Raw genomic sequence first — 18,901 nt, 5'->3', positions numbered from 1 at the left:
GTCCCCACCTACCCTTTGTTGCACGCTCAACAACCCACCGAGAAAATGACGATGCTATCGACACCGCTGTATGGTTCCGCTCTGTTTGCTTGCCTCCTTCTTGTGTCTCCATTTGTGCTGACTCGTGCTTCGGCGGCGCCACCTCGGCTTGAGAATGAAGCTTCTGCGCCCACGGAGAACTGGACGTTGACGGGACCGTTGACGCCCCCAGTGGATCGAATCAGCGACGAGATGCCACTGTCCGACCAAAAGAACGCTGCGAATTGGACGAAGTTCGAGCCGTTGTGGGACGAGTTTTCGGGCGCTGCGCTGCGAAGCGAACAGTGGTGGGACCATAACCCAACCTGGTACGGTCGCGCTCCGTCGCGATTTCTCGGCGAAGGTCAAAACGTCCATGTTAAAGACGGAAACTTGCAGCTTGTGATGCGGCGGGATGACACGCTGCCACGGGAACGCTTTCACGGACCCGACGAGGCGTTTCATAGCTATTCATCGGCGAGTGTGGTCTCAAAGGCGTTGGTCCGGTACGGCTACTTTGAGGTTCGTTCGCAAGCGATGAACTCTGGCGGTTCAAGCTCGTTTTGGTTTGCCAGCCAAATGAGAGACCGAAAAACAGGGAAACGATATCGATCGGAAATCGACGTCTTCGAGCTTGGCGGCAAAGCGATCGGCCACGAGAACGCTTACCACATGAACGCGCATATCTTTGAAACTCCTGCGGATGGACGACGGCATTGGAATGAGGGTGGCACCTGGACCGCGCCATTTCAATTTGCCGACGACTTCCACGTTTTTGGGCTGTTGTGGGATGCCGAGCAATTGGTTTACTACGTCGACGGTGTGCCGGTGCGGCGGATGAAGAATACGCATTGGCACGCTCCGCTCAGACTGATCTTCGATTCAGAAACCATGGGGGATTGGCTTGGCATGCCCGAGGATAAGGACTTGCCGAGCACCTTCCGCATCGACTATGTCCGTGCTTGGAAGAATTCGCATACCGACAGCGATTGGCACGAAGCGTTCACGACGTTGAAGGATCCCGACGTGCCCACAAACATCACACGCTACGTCCGCTCGATGGATGAACACGAAACGCCATGACGATCATGCTTCCCACTCGACCGCTTGGTCACACCGGCCTTCACGTTACTCAGCTTGGCTACGGCAGCATGGGGTTGCGCGGCCCGCGTACGTGGGGCGTTCGGGTGGTCGATGAATCCGATGCTGAACGTTTTTTGAACCTCGTGCTCGACAGCGGTATTAACTTTATCGATACCTCGCCGGATTACGGAATCTGTGAAGAGCGTATCGGGCGCTATCTCCGTTCGCGACGCAGTGAGTATGTGCTGGCCACCAAATGTGGCTGCGTCTACACCCAGCACGAGGATCACCTTCAGATCGATCACGTTTGGGATAAAGAGGTCATCAAACGGAATCTGCATACCTCACTCGAACGAATGAGGACCGACTACATCGACGTCTTGCAGTTTCATGGTGGTGATGCCGACACGCTGGTTCGCCAAGGTTTGATCGACCAGTTGGCATCCTTTCGCGATCAAGGCTTGGTGAAATGCATCGGTGTTTCCAGCAAATTGCCGGAGCTGAAATCGCTGATCGAGCTTGAGGTCTTTGACACCTTTCAAATTCCGTATTCGTGCTTGGCCCCTGAGCATGGTGATTGCATCCAGCAAGCGGCGGAGATCGGTGCTGCGGTGATCGTGCGTGGCGGTGTTGCCCAAGGTGGCCCCGATGCGGAAATCCAACGTCCGGCTTTGAATGACGTTTGGTCGCAAGCGAAACTGGATCAAGTTTTGCCGACGGGGATGTCTCGTGCTCAGCTGATTTTGCGTTACACGCTTTCGCACCCCGGTGTTACCACGACTATCGTGGGAACGTGCAATGACCAACACTTGACAGAGAATATCGCCGCCGCCAAAGCAGGCCCGCTGTCCGAAGATCTGCGAGCCGAAATCGCAGCACGCGTGCGACTTGCGATCAAAAAATGATCGCCAAGTGTGTGCGATAGTGAGTCGACCACGACGTCGTACGTTCGATGACCTCTATTGTCCGCCCGATTCCGCATCAAGCTTGGTCACGCGGACCTTGCGAAACAAGAACTGGCCTCCCCCAGGGACTTCTGCTTGGAGGGCGATGTAACCTTCGGGCTGTGTGATTCCATCGACCGACCACGACGGCTTCCCGTTGACTTTCAGCGATGCGTTGTCGCCGCGCACCGTCAACTCGAATCGATTCCACTGGCCTGGTTTCGTGGCAACGGAATTCGTGCCAGAATCGAATCCACCCAGGTTTCCTTCTTGCCCTTTGCGAAGGTTCACCTGATAGTTTGCAGGCCAGGGCCGACCCGCTGGGACGGAGTCGTAGCGAAAGTAGACACCCGAGTCCCACATCTTTTCGTCGAGTGCTTTCCATTCGAAATCGAACACAAAATCCTGATAACGATTCTTTGTTTGGATCAGTCCATTGCCGGCTTGGAGGAAAATCGCACCGTCTTTCACCGTGGCTTCACAGCCAATCACGTCAAATCGATCGAGCGTTTTCCCGTCGAACAAAACGTCTGGACCTTCTGCGGAGGCACAGGGGACGAGTCCACAGACGATCAGAGCAAGCGAAAAGAATCGACTCAGCATGATGGTATTCCTAGCAAAGCAGGGTGGGGCAGGGCGGGGCAGTTTGAAGTTCGCATGAAGCATCTAGTATAAGGGATGGAAGTCTGCTCCGCATCCACGCCCCGTTTCGATCGTGCCAGCCGGATCCTGTTTGTTACCATTCGCCGGTTGCCAAATACTCGTTGATCGACTTGGCTGCGGTTCGCCCCGCACCCATCGCCAGGATGACGGTCGCCGCTCCGCTGACGATATCACCACCTGCGAAGACGCCTCGCTTCGTGGTCCGGAGCGTGTTTTCATCGGCGATGATGTACCCCCATTTGTTGGTGGCCATGTCGGGAGTGGTCGATTGAACCAAGGGATTGGCTCCGGTGCCGACGGCGATGATGGCGACGTCGAGCGGCATTTCGAACTCACTGCCTTCGATTGGCTGAGGGCGGCGACGTCCCGATTCATCGGGTTCACCCAGTTCCATCTTGATCAGCTTGACCGCCTTCAAGATACCTTGTTCATCGCCGATGAATTCGGTGGGATTGTGCAGGTTTAAGAACTCGACGCCTTCGTCCTTCGCATGATGAACCTCCTCGGCTCGGGCAGGCATTTCTTCTTCACCGCGTCGGTAGACAATGTAGGCGTGCTCGGCACCGAGACGCATCGCGGATCGCACAGAGTCCATGGCGGTATTGCCGCCGCCGATGACCGCGACGTTTCGATCGCGACACTTGTAAACGGGTTCGTCATAGTTCTCTTCGTCATACGCCTTCATTAAATTGACTCGCGTCAAGAACTCATTGGCTGAGTAGACCCCGCCAAGATGCTCACCAGGAATGTTCAAGAACTGCGGCAAGCCAGCTCCGGTAGCGATAAACACGGCGTCGAAGTCTTCTTCTTGGAATAACTCATCGATCGTGACCGATTTTCCAATCACGACATTCGTTTGAAAATCGATTCCCATCTTCTTCATGTTTTCGATTTCGCCCCGGACAATCGCTTTCGGCAATCGAAACTCTGGGATACCATAAACCAGGACGCCGCCAATCTCATGCAGTGCTTCGAAGACAGTGACATCGTGGCCGTTGAGAGCGAGATCACCGGCACAGCTGAGCCCCGCCGGTCCGCTACCGACGATGGCGACCTTTTTGCCCGTGGCCGGAGCTCGCTCGGGCAATCCAACCTCACCGGTTTGCAGTTCATAGTCGGCGACGAAGCGTTCCAGATTGCCGATCGCAAGCGAACTGAATCGCCTGCCCATGATGCACGCGCCTTCGCATTGTTTCTCCTGAGGGCAGACGCGACCGGTCACCGCCGGCAACACATTGTCTTCTCGGATTTTTGCTGCCGCCTTGAGGTATTCGCCATCGAGGACCAGTTCAACGAAGTCACGAATCTTGACGCCAACCGGGCATCCTTGAACGCACTTGGGATCGGCGCAGGACAAGCATCGTTGGGCTTCCGATTCCGCTGCGACGACTTCCAAACCGAGATTGACTTCTTTGAAGTTGCGAGCACGCTGGTGCGCGTCTTGTTCGGGCATCCCTTGGCGAGGAATTTTGACACGTTCTTTGGGAGGTAGCGGTTCGGCCATGGATTGGAAAAGTGATTGGGGTGTGGAAAGAGTGATCAGGGAGGTGAAAGCGTCAGCGGATGCGTGCCAGCAGGAATTCGCAAGCAGCCTTCTGGACGGTCAGAGCACCGACGTTGACGGTCGGTTACGTTCCCACTTTTGGACCGACCTCGGGATGATCGTGTTCCAACCGGCATGCGGATTTTGACTTCTTGTTCTCGCACTTGTCGGCTTCGAAGCGTTCGAGCGATTTCTTTTCTTGAGTTTTGTACAAGCTGTTGCGTTGTATCAAGATGTCAAAGTCGACCTCGTGCGCATCGAACTCGGGCCCATCCACGCAAGCAAATTTGCTCTTGCCACCGACCAAAACTCGGCATCCGCCACACATGCCGGTTCCGTCGACCATGATGGGGTTGAGGCTAACGATCGTTTTGATTCCGAGATCACGAGTGACTTCGGCAACCGCTTTCATCATCGGGATGGGGCCGATCGCCAACACGCGAGCGATGGGCTCGCCGCGGTCGATCAGCTGTTGAAGTTTCTGGGTGACGAAGCCCTTTTCGCCGTAGCTGCCGTCATCGGTCATGATGCATAATTCATCACTGGTCGCTCGAAGTTCGTCTTCGAGGATCAGCAATTCTTTGTTGCGAGCGCCGAGGATGCTGATCACGCGGCTGCCCGCTTGTTTCATGGCCACGGCCGTGGGGTAGGCAATCGCCGTTCCGACCCCGCCCCCAATCACAACAACCGTCCCAAAGTCGCCGATCTCGGATTCTTCGCCCAAGGGACCGACGACATCAAGAAGGGAATCGCCCGTTCTCAGCGTATTGAGCCACTTGGTTGTTTTCCCGACGCCTTGGACGATAATCGTGATATTGCCTTGGTCGTCCGAGTCAGCGATGGTAAGTGGGATTCGTTCACCATGTTCGTCAATCCGGACAATCACGAACTGGCCCGCCTTGCGTTTCTTGGCTACGCGAGGGGCAAGAATACGGAACAATTTGACGTCCGTGGCAAGTTCCCTGGTTTCGACAATGGGGTACATGGGCTCCTTTCGCCGCACAGTTCAGGTTAGATTCACGCAGCGAAAATCGCAACGAAATATCGCCTCGACACACTAGCATCCGCCAGCGGCTCGAAAACGTCAACCTCGAACCCTCACTCCCAGCACATGCCCTCCCCCAAAACGCCCGTCCGACTGAGCGTCCCACCGGGCTTGCGGGACCAATTGACTGCATTTCGAAGGCAGGTTTGGTGGACCAAAATGACCGAGGCGGTCTGTTTGGCCGTCCTCGTCGTCTTGGCGGCCTTCTTGACCGTGTTTGTGGCTGACCGGTTAGGGGACACGCCTGCGACGATCCGTCTCGCGATTGGGTTGGTGGTTCTCGTGGTCTGCTTGTCCGTTCCCTGGGCGATGCACCGCTGGGTCTGGCAGCATCGGCGATTTGATCAGCTTGCCGAATTGCTGCGACGCCGCCAAGCCGATATTGGTGACCGATTGCTTGGCGTAATCGAATTGACTCAAAGTGAAACCGAACAAGCCAGGTCGCCGAGGCTTTGTGCAGCGGCGATGAACCAGGTCGCGGCGGCGGCGGCGAACGTCGACCTAAACAATGCGGCCCCTCCCTCACGAACGGGCATCTACGGGGTTTGGCTTGTTCTCGCGACCGTCTTGGTTGCCACCGCCTTCTTGGTGGCTCGGCCCGCAGCCCGTAACGCATGGGCCCGCATGCTGGCCCCATGGCGATCGATTCCTCGTTACACCTTTACCTGGGTGCAGCCCATTGCATCCACGTGGATCGTGCCGCATGGTGAACGATCCACTCGGACGATTCGTCTGGACGACCAAAGCCATTGGAAACCGGCCAGCGCGACACTTTCGGAGGGTTCGTCAGCCATCGCGTCCAGTACGCGTGTGGGCAATCGTTACGCGTTCGAGCTTCCGGCAACGCTCGACACCACGGTGATGCACTTGGCCATCGGCGACTACAAACAATCGATTGAACTTCATCCTACATTGCGACCCGAATTGACGACCGTTTCTGCAACGGTCCGGTTGCCTCCCTATTTGCAGTTACCCGAGCCGATCGAGAAGGACCTGCGCAGTGGAATCTTGAGTGTTGTCGGTGGCAGCGAAGTGTCTCTCCATGCGACGGCGTCGCGGTCTCTTTCGGCGGCGTCGATTGACGAAGTCACGACTCGAGTGAGCGATGCGGTGATTGCATCCGATCCATTCACTGTTGGCGATGAGCCGGTTGAAAAGTCAATTCAATGGCGAGACACCTTGGGGCTTTCTGGACGCCAACCGTTTTCTCTCTCGATCCAATCGGTTGCGGATCAACCTCCCTCGGTCGTCGCCAGCAAGTGGCCAAGCGATACGGTCTTGCTTGATAGCGAACCCTTTCACATCGAAGCAATCGCCAGCGACGATTTTGGCGTCAAACGCATTGGCGTCGTTTGGCAAGCGAGTGATCAGCAGCCCAACACCCCGTACTTGGACGAACGAACGATTGCGTCTGGAGCTCCCGATGCGTCGTCGCTGCAGGTTCCGGTGACGTTCACGGCGAAGTCGCTCGGACTTCCCGCCCGTGCGGTAGAGCTGAGATTGTGGGCAGAAGATTATCGGTTGGACCGCGAACGCTCCTACAGCGTTCCCTATCGGTTGACCATCTTGAATCCGTCACAACACGCTAAATGGATCGCCGGTCGGTTATTGGTTTGGCAGCAATCGGCTCTGGATGTCCGCGACCGCGAAATGAGCTTGCATCAGCGGAATAAGGAGTTGCGGGAACAGACCCGAGAGGGGGCGATTGACAGGGCACTGCAAGACGCGCTAAGGGAACAGGCGGCTGCCGAAACAGCGAACGCGAGACGTTTGAGCGAATTGACCAAGGCAGGAAAGACCTTGCTGAGTCAGGCTGCACGCAACGCGGAGGTCGGCGCTGAATCGATCCAAAGCATGGCTGAAATGATTCAAACGCTTCAAGAGATATCGACCCAGCGGATGCCGACGGTCGCGGATCTGTTGGAGAAAGCATCCCGTGCGATGGCGTCGGACGTTCAACAGCAAAGCGACGCGAGCCTGGTCGGTGAAAACCGGTTGAAGTCGAATTCGGAACCCACGTCTTTGTCGCCATCCGAACTTGACAAAGAAACGAAAGACAGCGAATTTCCAAGTGTTGTTGACCAGGAATCTTCGCAGCGATTGCGCAGCCCATCGAGCGACGGAAACGTTGATCTCACCACAGACGAGAGCGATTCGAAAAACCGACTGGGGCTTGCCGCAACCACCGTGGCGATATCGAAAGCTTCCTCAGACAGCGGCGAATCAGAACCCTCGCTGCTTGAGGAAGCCATCGACGAACAAAACGAGCTGTTGACGGAGTTCAAGAAACTCTCAAAAGAGATGAACGCGACGCTGGTCAAACTCGAAGGAAGTACCTTTGTGAAACGGTTAAAGGCGGCATCGCGGATCCAAGAATCGATCGCCAACCGGCTTGCCGATCGAATCGAACAACTATTTGGAAAGGATCTGCATCAGAATTCCACAGACCGTGAGTATCTGGCAATGATTGGTCGCTTGCAAACGGATCTTGGTGAGCAACTCTCGACAACGATCGATGACATGCGAGCGTTTTACAAACGGAAGCAAATGGTCTTGTTTGGAATCGTGCTCGACGAAATGGATCGCGAAGAGGTCTTGCCAGCACTTGATCGACTTCAATCTCGCATCACAACCGAACCAGGTCTATCGATTGCTCAAGCGGATTATTGGTGCCACACCTTGGACCGCTGGGCCGATGAATTGGTGGAGTCTCCCCAGGGTGAGTCCGATCCCGGTCCCAAAGAGAACGCCTCTTTGCCGCCGAGTGTGATTTTGGAGGTGCTGCGAATCTTGGAACAAGAAGTCAACTTGCGAGACGAAACCCGAACGACTGAACAAGCGAAATCGGCGTTGCAAGCGATCGAGTATCAGACCGAAGCGGTGCGCTTGGGCCAAACGCAAACCGAACTGCGAGTGCGAATCGAGTCGGTCGTCTCGGAGTTGGAATCGATTCCTGACGGAGCACTTCGATACGAGAACGATATCAATTTGATGTTGATGGTCGCACAGACGATGAACGAGGCCGCAAGTATCTTGCAATCTCCCAACACGGCTGATGAAGCCATCGCCGCAGAATCCGAAGCGATCGAATTGCTGCTGCGGTCAAAACGAGTGGACCCGCAGGGTGGCGGCGAGGCGGGATCCGATCCGAGCGGGGGAGGGCAGGGGAGTGGTGCCGAGGCGGCATTGGCGCTGTTAGGCCTTGGGGTGAACGAGAACGAACAGCTGCGTGAGTCAGAGACCTTGCAAACAACCGGGAAGACAGGTCAGGTGCTGCCCGAAGAGTTTCGAGCTGGATTGGAGGAGTACTTCCGTCGCGTGGAGGAGAGTCAATGAGAAGACAAGATTCGACAGCTGTAAGGCTCCTGCTATTTATCCTGGCTTTATTACCATCGGTATCCTGCTTGGGGCAAACATTCGAAGGCAACGAAGTTTCTCGTGACGTCCGGGAAATGATGGACCGTGGGTTGAGTTTCTTGGTTCGAACCCAGTCCGACAGCGGTGATTGGAACGACGGCGGAGAACCTGGGGCGGGGACCACAGCGTTGGGGCTGCTGTCGTTGCTCTCGTCTGGTGAAGATCCCAATTTTGGTAAATACCACATCGCAGTTGGCAAGGCGGTCCGGAATATCCTCGCAACTCAAGACTCCGAGAGCGGCTACATGGGCAGCAGTATGTACCACCACGGGTTCGCGCTGCTTGCCTTGGCCGAGGCCTATGGCAGTGTCGATGAGAACCAACTGTGGCAAGGAGCGAGTCAGGCGGATCGGACCGGGATTGGACAAGCGTTGGAACTGGGCGTCCGCTGCGCGATCACCTCTCAGAAAAACAATACACGCGGAGGATGGCGGTATTCGCCCGGGGCCAAGGATGCAGACACATCGGTGAGCGGAGCGGTGTTGATGGGATTGCTCGCAGCTCGCAATGCAGGTATCGAAGTTCCCGACGAGGCGATCAATCGAGTCATTGACTATTTCATCGGCATGACTTCCGACGATGGCGCCGTTGCCTACGCGGGAGGCCTCGATGGTTTTGGCGAGTCGATCTCGCGGTCTGCCATCACGTGCCTTGTCTTTTCTATCTCGCGTCGTAAGGACTTGCCCCAGTACCAGGCAACCGAGAAATATGTGCGAAACCATTTGAGTCAGCGCTCAGGATGGATGGAGTATGCTCGCTACTATCAAGCACAGGCTCTGTTTCAGGCGGACACGGCTGCTTGGGGAGAATGGAACCAAGGCTTGATCCGCACCCTTCAGCGGCAGCAGAATGACGACGGCAGCTTTCGAGGGGATCTCGGTACCGCCAACTCCACGTCGCTGTCGCTCTTGGCCTTAGCGGTGAACTATCGGCTGTTGCCCATCTATGAGAGGTAGAGGTTTGACGATCGCAAAAACAGGTTCGACATTGCTGTTGCTCACCCTCGCAATCCTACTGGGGTTTGTGGGCACGCACGCGGAGGCTGAATCACCTATTCTTCGTTTGACCTTTCATGATGGCACGGAGGTCCAAGGACAAATCGAAGCGGATTCGACCTCGGCGCCGATTCGATTCCGAGACAGTGAATCGCAGGGGAGTGACAGCTACGACTTGGACAAGCTGCGTCGTATCGAATCGATCGATTATCTCAATCGCCTCGTTCGAAATCGCATCGAAAAGGAAACACCCTCGCAGGGGCTTTCGCTGGTTGGAGGAGACTTCCTTGCTGGAAGCATCGAGCAGATGGATGACGAGGGGGTAACCTTTCGCTCTCCGCAGACGGCAGCAACCTTCGTCGAAAACGCATCGATCCAAAGTGTTTTCTTTCAGATGGCCCTGCCTGCTGCGGCCTTGAGCCGAGACGAGCAGCAACGCCTATTGCATGGCGTTGGTTTGAGCAACGAAGATCCTTCATCGGTGCTCTGCTTTTCCATTTCGGGAGATGTGCTGCGTGGAGAATTTGTCTCTCTGGACTCGGAAAAGCTTCGGATTCGAGTGCTTTCCGCTGAGAAGCAGATCGCACGCCAGACGATTGCCAGGATCGAACGGATTCCTGTTCCTAACGCCCCACTCGTTGTGACCCGAGACAGTCAAAAACAGTCGAGGCAAGTGAACGTGATTTTTTCGGGCGGTTGTAGCCTCACACTTCACTCCGTTCGAATCACCGACCGGGAAGTGATGGGTGTTCATGATCTGTTCGATGAATGCAAGATCCCGATCGAATCGCTCGATTGCATCGAGTTCAAGGCCCGGGACGCTCCGTGATGGATCCTGGTTGCCGCTCATAAAGTGGCGCTGTCCAGCTGGACCCCATTGTCAGTAGAAGTATTTGTTACCTCTGGTGGGAGGGTGTGCGTTATTTGCGTCTCCACGGCTGACCGATGGCTTTCACCCGCTGGAAGAAATCTGTCGGATGCGTCGGAGAAAATGAAGGAAAGCAATAAGATGCGTCGCGAGTGTTCAGGAACGTTAGGTGAACGCTGCCAAATGATAGTTTTTTGAAAATTGCAACGAACGCTCTGTTTTTTTCTTGACGTCTGACCGGGGACTCGTAAATTCACGGCTGGGGCAATCGCACAAGCCATCTCCTCTTCTCTTTGTGGAGCGTTCGATGCCTGAATCTCACGCAACATGGAAACGAGTCACCATGTCCTTGCGGTCTCTGGGAGCTGTCCTACCGCAGGATGCAGTTTCTTACCGGATGGGCGAACCGCTTTGGCGGCAACTGCGGCCGCAAAGACAATTGCGAATGGAGCATCTGCACGCAAGGGAATTGTTGGCCGGTGATTCGTTTGCAGATGCTTCCTTGCAATACACGGCCGGAGCAACGATTGCAGCGGAGATTGCCGGGGCGGGGCTTCCCGATCTCAACAATGATGGCGAGCTGACACCCGCGGATGCGCTACGGATCGCCAATGCGATCGAGGCCGGATGGAGTCTCTCGCAAATTCCAGCGGCTGATCTCAATCAAGACAACCAACTGGATGGAAACGATTTCGATGCGGCGATTGCAGCGATCGAAGCGGATCGTGCGGCGCAAGCAGCGACAGCGGCTGCTCAGGCGGCCTCAGCCTTCGATTGTCGGCTCGACTATTGTGTGGTCACCGGCGGTGAGTCCGAATCCAGTTCGGACGGTAACTCTGGCGGAGACTCCGGCGGTATCTGGAATGAAGGCTCCGGTACGGGGACTTGGAACGGCAGTTCGGAAGGTGCCTCGGGCGCCGACTCGGGTGGCATTTGGGACGAAGGTTCGGGGGATGGTTGTGGAGGTGATTCCGGTGCGGGTTCTGGCACCTGGGACCAAGGCACCTGGGACGGAAGCACCTGGGACGGAAGCGGCTGGGATGGAAGCAGCTGGGATGGAAGTAGCTGGGATGGAAGTAGCTGGGATGGAAGTAGTTGGGATGGAAGTAGTTGGGATGGAAGTAGTTGGGATGGAAGTTCGGGGGTCTCGGGTGACGATTCCGGCGACGGATCGATCGATGGATCCAGTTGGGGTGCGTCGGAGGGAGATTCCGGGGGTGAGTCAGGTGGTGCGTCAAGCGGAGACACGGGAGAGGTTACGGGGGCTGGGACCGGAGTCGGTGGTGACACGAGTGGTGGTGATACCGGTTCGGGCAGTGGATCGGATGCAGGCGGGAGTTCGGGTGGCGGAACCCAAGCGATCTCACCGACTTCTTTCGGGACCGGAACAGGCGTTGCGATCGACGGTAGCACGGGCGCCAACACGGGCGGTGGTTACACGTCAGGCGGTGACACCGGTGGGAGTGATAGCTCGGTGTCAGGCGGGCAGACGTCGGCTACGAAGTTCTACATCAAGGGTTACACCTTTGGCGCTTACAGTGGCGGAGTCAGCAGTCCGCAGGGCGATCGGGTCCATGAAGGCGAATCGTTGGAAGTCACCGTTGAGATCGACGGGCCTCGAAAAAATGGCCAACTGCTGCCACCCCCCGATCTGATCCTTCGGGCCGACACCAACTTTGACGGTAACTTTGACGATAACGGAGAAACCGTGTTCTATGATCTCGATTACTTCCGTAGGCCGTCTTTGGACCCAGCCGGTCACAGCGAGATCTTTTCCTCCTGGTTCTTTATTTGCGACGATGGGCCTTGGTACAACGCAAATCACACGCCGCAAGACACGATCAATCTCGAGTTTGATTTTGGTGAAACCCAAACAGCCTCTGCGACGGTTCTGAATGTGATCCCGCGATTTGACTCGAGACCAACCCTTTCGTTTGGCAGAAGCGATCAGGGCAACGATGAGGGGATTGTTAGGGCCGACTTCGTCGATCCAGGTCATTTTGATTCTCACAGCCTCGAGGTGAAATGGGGAGAACAAGGCACGACCGAGACTGGTCTCTTCTCTTATGAGGCAATGTGGCCATTCGTAACGACTCTGGAAGCCAAGAAAGAGTTGGAGTCGGGATTGGATTCAATTTATCCCGTAGAGCTCACGCTGAAAGATGATGATACAGGTGAGATTGGCTACGCCTTTGACAAGCTTGACGTCACTTTGAACAACAATGACGACAATCAAGATGGTAGCGATGACCTTTTCGATCGTGGTTTTGTCGATCCTGATCTTCGAGAATTGTCCCTCGAGGCTCTGCTTTCCGAATCCATGAATGCTACCGACGGTAGGTTTGAGTTTCGCTACGATCTGCAGAGCATTCGGGTCTGGACGTCGGCGGACAAAGCGGCATTGATCCTTCCGTTTGAAAGCGGCCAGGATGATCGGATGCGCGAATGGGGTGGCGGCGTGGCCTATGCGGGTCAAGAAACGGTATGGGTCGAAGGCATTTCGCTGTTTTCCACCACCATCACGCTCGATTGGCGTGACAATGCTTCCTTGGGTGCCGACGCCGACACCGGCTTGGTCTTCGGCGGCGAAGTGGCGGTCAACGTGGGCGGAATCGATGTGGACATTGACAGCGATAACAACGACGGTTTCGCATTCCCAGAAGGATCGGAATGGGAAGAGTACCTTGAAGCGAACGACTATGGCATTGGCAAAATGCTGCAGGTGGGGGCGGCACAGTTCACGCCCGTTCGAATCACGCTTCCGGTTGGACTCGCCCCAGTATCCTACAGCCTCAGCTTCGAAGAGATCGATGCGGGGCCGGAATCGGGAACCATTCGAGTCTGGAACACCGACAAATCGATGTTTGGGCCCAACCCGGACGACGTTGCAGATGGCGGCAACCGGGTATCGATGAACCGAATCTACAGACTGAGCGAATTAGGTTATGACGGTGCGACAGGAGAGATTGAGTTGTATCTCGAAGCCACGAGTGTTCGGAAGGATCACTACTCGCTCGTTGGCTCGGTTTCGCATTTGGGAGTCGACGACTATGGCAAGCCAGACACACGGTTACGAGCCCATTTGATTGGCTATGGCGTTGACAATCTCTACGATGACGTCAAGTGGATGGTGGTCGAGCCCAACTCGTTCTACCCGACGGTTCAATCCAAGCCCGAACTGCGCAGCGCCTTCGCGGCACAACTTGTCTATGGCTACAAAGATCCCAAGCCAGGAAGCGCCGGTCCCGGGGGCGCCTTGCCAATCGACGCAACCGAATACGTGATGAAACGATTGACGGAAGAGGAGGTCAGGGAACTCATCGAGAAGGACCTAAAGCAAAAGGATATCGACTACGTTCTAGGAACACTCTTCTCAAAAGTACCAGCCATAGGGAGCCCACCGATCGGGGTGCCAGGTCTTCAAGTAGCCTTGTACCGGGACCATGTTTCGGGGCGATATGTTCTTTCATTTGCGGGCACGGAGGATTTGCGAGATTGGCTAACAAACCTTACCCAATTGCTGGTCTCAGGTGAGGCTCAACACTACCATTCGATTTGGTTGACCTACTTGTTATCACAGGTTCATGAATTGGACGGCTTTATCACCACAGGCCAGTCACTTGGGGGAGGGCTGGCGAGCGCGGCAGCCCTAGGATCTGGCATCCATGCCGACACGTTCAATGCATCTGGAGTTCAGCGACATACGTTTGAGGAAATAGGTGGCAGCGTGGGATTTCCAGAGGATTTTTCTGATAATGCGCTGGCCGCCTACGACTCCGATGGTGAGAAGATCACAGCTTATAACGTCAATTGGATTGGCGCGGATTCCGAGGGTCGATGGCATGCACCCGATGTGTTGACATTCCTGCAAAGACGTGCCAGCTTCGCACCCACTGCGGTTGGAATTCCCGTTACCTTGGAGGGACTCTACGAGCTGTCGCCCAATGAGCTTCGTTTAGTTGAGACCTTGGGGCAAGCGATATCAGGCCTCGACCTCTCCGACCCAATTGATGAGAAGACGCTACAAGACCTTGTGGCAGCGATTTTTTACGCAACGGCAGACGGTGCGACCGACGCATTTGGCAAGCTTGTTGAGTCTCATCGCTTTCCCTCCATTTACTATGGTTTACTTCACAGCAGTCAATGGGATGTCTATTTCGGCAGATAGTCACTGCTGCGCAATGTCGTTCTTTCTGGTACCTGCCAACCGACCGACGTCCGTTCTTGTGCCCAAAACAAAGGTTCCTACACAATGAAAAGATGTAGCGTCTGCTGGATAGTCCTGTATGCAATTGTTCTTTTTAAATTCCCAGCTTCAATGGCGGTGGAGTCGCCGTCGGAGCGTCGCGGGCATTCAGGACAAGGAGGGGCCCGTTTGCGTTTTCCCGAAGAGTGGGGCACGATTGCAAAAGTGGAAGGGTTTCAGGCCAGTATGTTCTTTGGACCCGGTAAGCAACTTGATTTTTGTGAAGCTATCTCTAGGCGGGATACGTCTAAGATCGAGAAGATGCTTAAGGAGGGATTCGATCTGAATCAGGCGGGGAAGTTTGGTGTGACACCACTGATGTGGGCCTATATTGTTGGCGATCTGCCGATCTTTAAAGTTCTCGTTCAACACGGCGCTGACGTCGATAAGAAACTAGCGAGCGACTGTCGAGATGGACTGCGTACTGTCCACTTTATGCCCTTCCTTCCTGGAGATACCGTTTTGCGTTTGGCACTGCGACACCGCAAAAGCGATTACTTCTTAGCTGCGTTCCCTCAATGCAATGACCCGTTTGACCTGGACGCCGATGGTCAGACTTTGCTCCATTCCTACTTTTCGCCGCCAGGAATGAACTCAATGGAGGCACTTGATGCTTTGCTCGCGGCGGGCGTTGAACTGGATCGACGTCATAGGTTAAGGGAAACCGCATGTCATGAGGGTGTTAAACACAGCAGGGTGGCCGCGGTGCTCAAGATCCTGAAAGCAGGAGCAAGTCCCGATATCCCGGATCGGGACGGAAAAACGGTGCGTGAGATCGCGATTCAAAAGCTGGACTACTACAAGAAGCGGAAGCTCGCGGCCCCCAGCATGGACGTCTATTTTATTGCGAGTGACTTGGTCAAGGAATACACCGAATTGGTGGAGTGGCTTGATCAGCATCCCGTTGGAACGATCGGCACGGAGAAGGTGGAAGAATTGCAGGGGGCGAATCACGCCAACGAGTCCAAACCGCAGCCACCGACTGGCGGCAACGAATTGAAATAGACCAAGAGAACGCGCCCTACTGAAATCGACCCGCCATGCCTCTTCTGCATCACCTTGCCGGTTCGGGCGGGACGCTGATCTCACGTTGCTTGGCTTCGATGAAGGGGGTCTGTTTTCTGAGCGAGATTCACCCGCTGGGGACGCGCCATTTTCATCCGCTACGCCAGGCGGCCGAGTGGTATGGCTTGGTGGACGCGGCTGAGATTCGCGAACTCGAAAGCGACGAGGTGGACGGGTTTGCGAAGGCGTTGGCGATGATTGCGGGCCGCGCCGAAAAGCGACGGTTAAGTCTGGTGGTTCGCGACTGGTCGCATCTGGATTTTGTGGGTTTCCCCTTTGTTTCAAAACCGAGGCTTCGGTTTTCGTGGGAGGACGTGATCACGGAACAGGAAAAGCGTTGTGCGACCGTGCGGCATCCGCTTGATCAGTATCTTCAGTGCAGAGAAATGAAGGCGCTTGGCGATGCCTGGGATGAGGCGGCTTTTTGGCGCGGCACGCGAGCCTTTGCCGAATCGGTCCAGCAGATGCCTTGGTTTCGCTACGAAGATTTTCTCGAAGATCCACAAGCGACACTGGCCGATGTCTGCCGAACGCTTGCGATCGCCTACGACCCGGACTGGCAACAGAAATGGCACCAGTACACGAACATGACGGGTGATTCGGTACGTGTTGAACGCAAGGAGATTCGTTTCAACGAGCGCAGTCCGGTAAGTCGAAAGATTTGGGCGGACCTACGGAAGAATGAAGATTTTCATGCCACGCTTGACATGCTTGGCTATCCCATCCCCGAACCGCTTCGTCGCCGGGTTTTGGCAGAGGGTAACAGCGAACCCGAACAGAAAAAGGAGAGGAAAACCAAAGCCAAGGATTGGGATGCGGAGGTGGTTCGGTGGCGGTCGGCGGTCCAAGACGATCCAGTGGACATGGCCAGCCAACTGCGGCTCGCCGAAGCGCTGCGGTGGATCGGTTGTGTCGACGAAGCGGTCGATTTGTTGTTGGCCTTGTGCTGTGATGCCGAGCAACGGTTGTCATCCGACTCGGAGAGCCATCTGTTGTTGGTGGCCTGTACCACATTGGAAAAGGCGGGGCGCAAAGTGGATTCGCTTCCGCTCCGACGGCGCGTGCTGGAACTGCGTCCGAGTCATCGCGATAACTTGTTTCAGCTCTCTGCCTTGTCGGCATTGATCGGCGAAATTGATGAATCCTTGACGTATTGCCGCGAATTGCTGCGGCTGGATCGTGGGGACTCGGTTGCGGCCGCAAATTGTCTTTTGTACATGAACTATTCCGATCGCTACACGGCAGCCGAGATTTCGAAAGAGCACTTTCGATTGGGGATTCGCTTTACGGAACGTCCCGTTCCGCTTGCGAAACGCCAGAGAGCGGTAAACGAGAAGATCCGCATTGGCTATTTGGCGGCAGATTTCTATACGCATCCGGTTGGCAAAATCATTTTACCGATCCTCGAATCCCATGACCGCGACCTTTTTCATGTCACGGTCTATCACGACAGTGAACAATTCGATGAAATCACAAAAGCGACCGAGCAAGCGGTCGATCGGTTTGTACTCATTCAAGCCATGGAAGACGAAGCGGTTGCCCAGGCGATTCGACAGGATCAACTCGATGTCTTGATTGAATTGGGTGGCTATACCGGTGGCGGCAATCGTTTGCGAGTGTTATCGAAGCGGGTGGCCCCGGTCCAAGTATCGTTCTTGGGCTATCCCAACACCACGGCGCTTCAAACGATCGATTATCACCTTACGGATCGTTTTGCCGATCCTCCCGGCACCGCCGAGTCACTTTACGGTGAACAACTCATTTGGCTTGACCATGCACATTTGGCTTGGCGTCCCTATCCGGAAGTGGCAAACGTATCCGTCGCGTCTCGCGGCGCGCCGCTGCTTGGCGTCTTCAACAACATCGCGAAGATTTCGCCCACCGCGATCGCCGCGTATGCGACGATTCTGAAAAAGGCTCCCCAAGCGAGTGTCCTCTTCAAGTATGGGGATCGATATTCCATCCGTTCGGTCCAAGACCGCTATCGACGTGAGTTTGCCTCGTGCGGCGTCTTGCCGCGTCAGTTGAGGTTCCAAACACGAGCCGAGACACTTGAGACGCACTTGCAGACGATGATGTCGGTTGATTTGGCCCTCGACGCGTTTCCCTATCAAGGAACGATGACTTCGCTGGAATGTTTGTCGGTCGGGACACCGATCGTGTCATGTTGCGGTGAATTCTATGCTCACCGTGCAACCTCTGCGATGATGATCCGCTTGGGGATGCCGGAACTCGTCGCAGGGGACGCGGAGGAGTATGTTGAAATCGCGGTGCAAATGCTCAATGATCTGAGCAGACTGCGCGAACTGCGAGCTGAGCTGCGACGTCGATTCTTGGCGAGCACCTTGACCGACCCGGTTGGCTTGGTACGCGAGATCGAAACACGTGTTTGCGGTTGGGTTTGATTCATTTGCCCGCGGGCAGATCGGCAACCTCGGTCAATTCCACAGGCTCGGCATCGCGGATCTTGCGAGCCATTTGACGAACTCGTTCATCGGGTTGGAAGAATTCAACCAAGTCCTCGGTTACGTCAACGGTTTCGATTTCTGGTCCCACGTAATCACATTTCATGACGATCGCGGCGAGCTTGTGCTCCTTGGCGAACTTAGCCAATTGGTCCTTCACGGGCGCGAGCAGGTTCCCGACGGGTACCTGGGCGAATCCCTGGAAGTGCAGCATGCGTTGCTGTTTCTTTCCCCAAGCATTCAATCGACTGATGGTCTCTTCGTCACCACTTTTTCGAGCGGAGTCAAGTTCAACCATCTTTTCCGCGATCGGGTTGTAGGGCGATGCCGCGTAGGCCACGGCGATCGACCGGTTGTCGTAGGTTCCAATCCGCACGGTGGAGGTTTCCGTGTTTTGTGCCGAAGCCGACACCGCGTTTAGCACGCAGCCGCCACAAAACACGCATAGCAAGAGCTCGGATCGCATCGTAATTTCTCCGTGAGGCAATGGGGGTGGTCAGACTCTATTGTCTACCAAGAGCCTCTGCGAGGCGGGGGCTTCTGCAGAAA

The 18,901-nt window shown here is 55.5% G+C and carries 12 protein-coding genes; 8 read left to right on the top strand and 4 right to left on the bottom strand.

What is annotated here, in order from left to right:
• Positions 1-45 precede the first annotated feature (45 nt).
• Together Poly41_RS02340 and Poly41_RS02335 are read left to right on the top strand one after the other, a co-directional pair.
• Entirely contained in the window at positions 46-1,101 is a 1,056-nt protein-coding gene (locus Poly41_RS02340) for a family 16 glycosylhydrolase (RefSeq protein WP_146524294.1), read from the top strand.
• Positions 1,098-2,006 (top strand): aldo/keto reductase, encoded by a 909-nt coding sequence (locus tag Poly41_RS02335; protein WP_197231008.1) that lies wholly within the window; start codon positions 1,098-1,100, stop codon positions 2,004-2,006. The genes Poly41_RS02340 and Poly41_RS02335 overlap by 4 nt, the downstream gene beginning before the upstream one ends.
• 54 nt (positions 2,007-2,060) lie before the next feature.
• Here the strand turns inward: Poly41_RS02335 and Poly41_RS02330 are convergent, their stop codons facing one another.
• The 3 genes from Poly41_RS02330 to Poly41_RS02320 all read right to left on the bottom strand — a co-directional run bounded on the left by Poly41_RS02330 (position 2,061) and on the right by Poly41_RS02320 (position 5,236).
• Positions 2,061-2,648, bottom strand: coding sequence for a 3-keto-disaccharide hydrolase (locus Poly41_RS02330; RefSeq protein ID WP_197231007.1), 588 nt, complete (start codon positions 2,646-2,648; stop codon positions 2,061-2,063).
• Positions 2,649-2,781: 133 nt separating this feature from the next.
• Positions 2,782-4,212: an NADPH-dependent glutamate synthase gene (gene gltA, locus Poly41_RS02325; RefSeq protein WP_146524292.1), complete on the bottom strand. Its 1,431-nt coding sequence runs from the start codon at positions 4,210-4,212 to the stop codon at positions 2,782-2,784.
• Between the two features lie 124 nt (positions 4,213-4,336).
• A complete protein-coding gene (locus tag Poly41_RS02320) occupies positions 4,337-5,236 on the bottom strand; it encodes a sulfide/dihydroorotate dehydrogenase-like FAD/NAD-binding protein (RefSeq protein WP_146524291.1) in 900 nt (299 codons plus the stop codon).
• A 126-nt stretch (positions 5,237-5,362) separates the two neighbouring features.
• Here Poly41_RS02320 and Poly41_RS02315 point away from each other — a divergent pair, with 126 nt between their 5' ends.
• From Poly41_RS02315 to Poly41_RS02290, 6 genes are all read left to right on the top strand, one after another.
• On the top strand, positions 5,363-8,632 hold the full coding sequence (locus tag Poly41_RS02315) for a hypothetical protein (protein ID WP_146524290.1): 3,270 nt from the start codon (positions 5,363-5,365) through the stop codon (positions 8,630-8,632).
• Positions 8,629-9,669, top strand: coding sequence for a prenyltransferase/squalene oxidase repeat-containing protein (locus Poly41_RS02310; protein WP_231615344.1), 1,041 nt, complete (start codon positions 8,629-8,631; stop codon positions 9,667-9,669). The genes Poly41_RS02315 and Poly41_RS02310 overlap by 4 nt, the downstream gene beginning before the upstream one ends.
• Positions 9,670-9,673: 4 nt before the next feature.
• On the top strand, positions 9,674-10,537 hold the full coding sequence (locus Poly41_RS02305; RefSeq protein WP_146524289.1) for a hypothetical protein: 864 nt from the start codon (positions 9,674-9,676) through the stop codon (positions 10,535-10,537).
• Positions 10,538-10,883: 346 nt separating this feature from the next.
• Positions 10,884-14,744 (top strand): dockerin type I domain-containing protein, encoded by a 3,861-nt coding sequence (locus Poly41_RS02300; RefSeq protein WP_146524288.1) that lies wholly within the window; start codon positions 10,884-10,886, stop codon positions 14,742-14,744.
• 207 nt (positions 14,745-14,951) lie between these two features.
• The gene (locus Poly41_RS02295) at positions 14,952-15,827 is read left to right on the top strand and encodes an ankyrin repeat domain-containing protein (protein ID WP_197231006.1); all 876 of its coding nucleotides are present in this window, start codon (positions 14,952-14,954) and stop codon (positions 15,825-15,827) included.
• A 35-nt stretch (positions 15,828-15,862) separates the two neighbouring features.
• Positions 15,863-18,292 (top strand): O-linked N-acetylglucosamine transferase, SPINDLY family protein, encoded by a 2,430-nt coding sequence (locus Poly41_RS02290; protein ID WP_146524286.1) that lies wholly within the window; start codon positions 15,863-15,865, stop codon positions 18,290-18,292.
• A gap of 1 nt (position 18,293) precedes the next feature.
• Here the strand turns inward: Poly41_RS02290 and Poly41_RS02285 are convergent, their stop codons facing one another.
• Positions 18,294-18,818: a hypothetical protein gene (locus Poly41_RS02285; RefSeq protein ID WP_146524285.1), complete on the bottom strand. Its 525-nt coding sequence runs from the start codon at positions 18,816-18,818 to the stop codon at positions 18,294-18,296.
• Positions 18,819-18,901 lie beyond the last annotated feature (83 nt).

Source organism: Novipirellula artificiosorum, assembly GCF_007860135.1.
Lineage (GTDB): Bacteria > Planctomycetota > Planctomycetia > Pirellulales > Pirellulaceae > Novipirellula_A > Novipirellula_A artificiosorum.
This window is presented reverse-complemented; position numbering and strand designations above follow the sequence as displayed.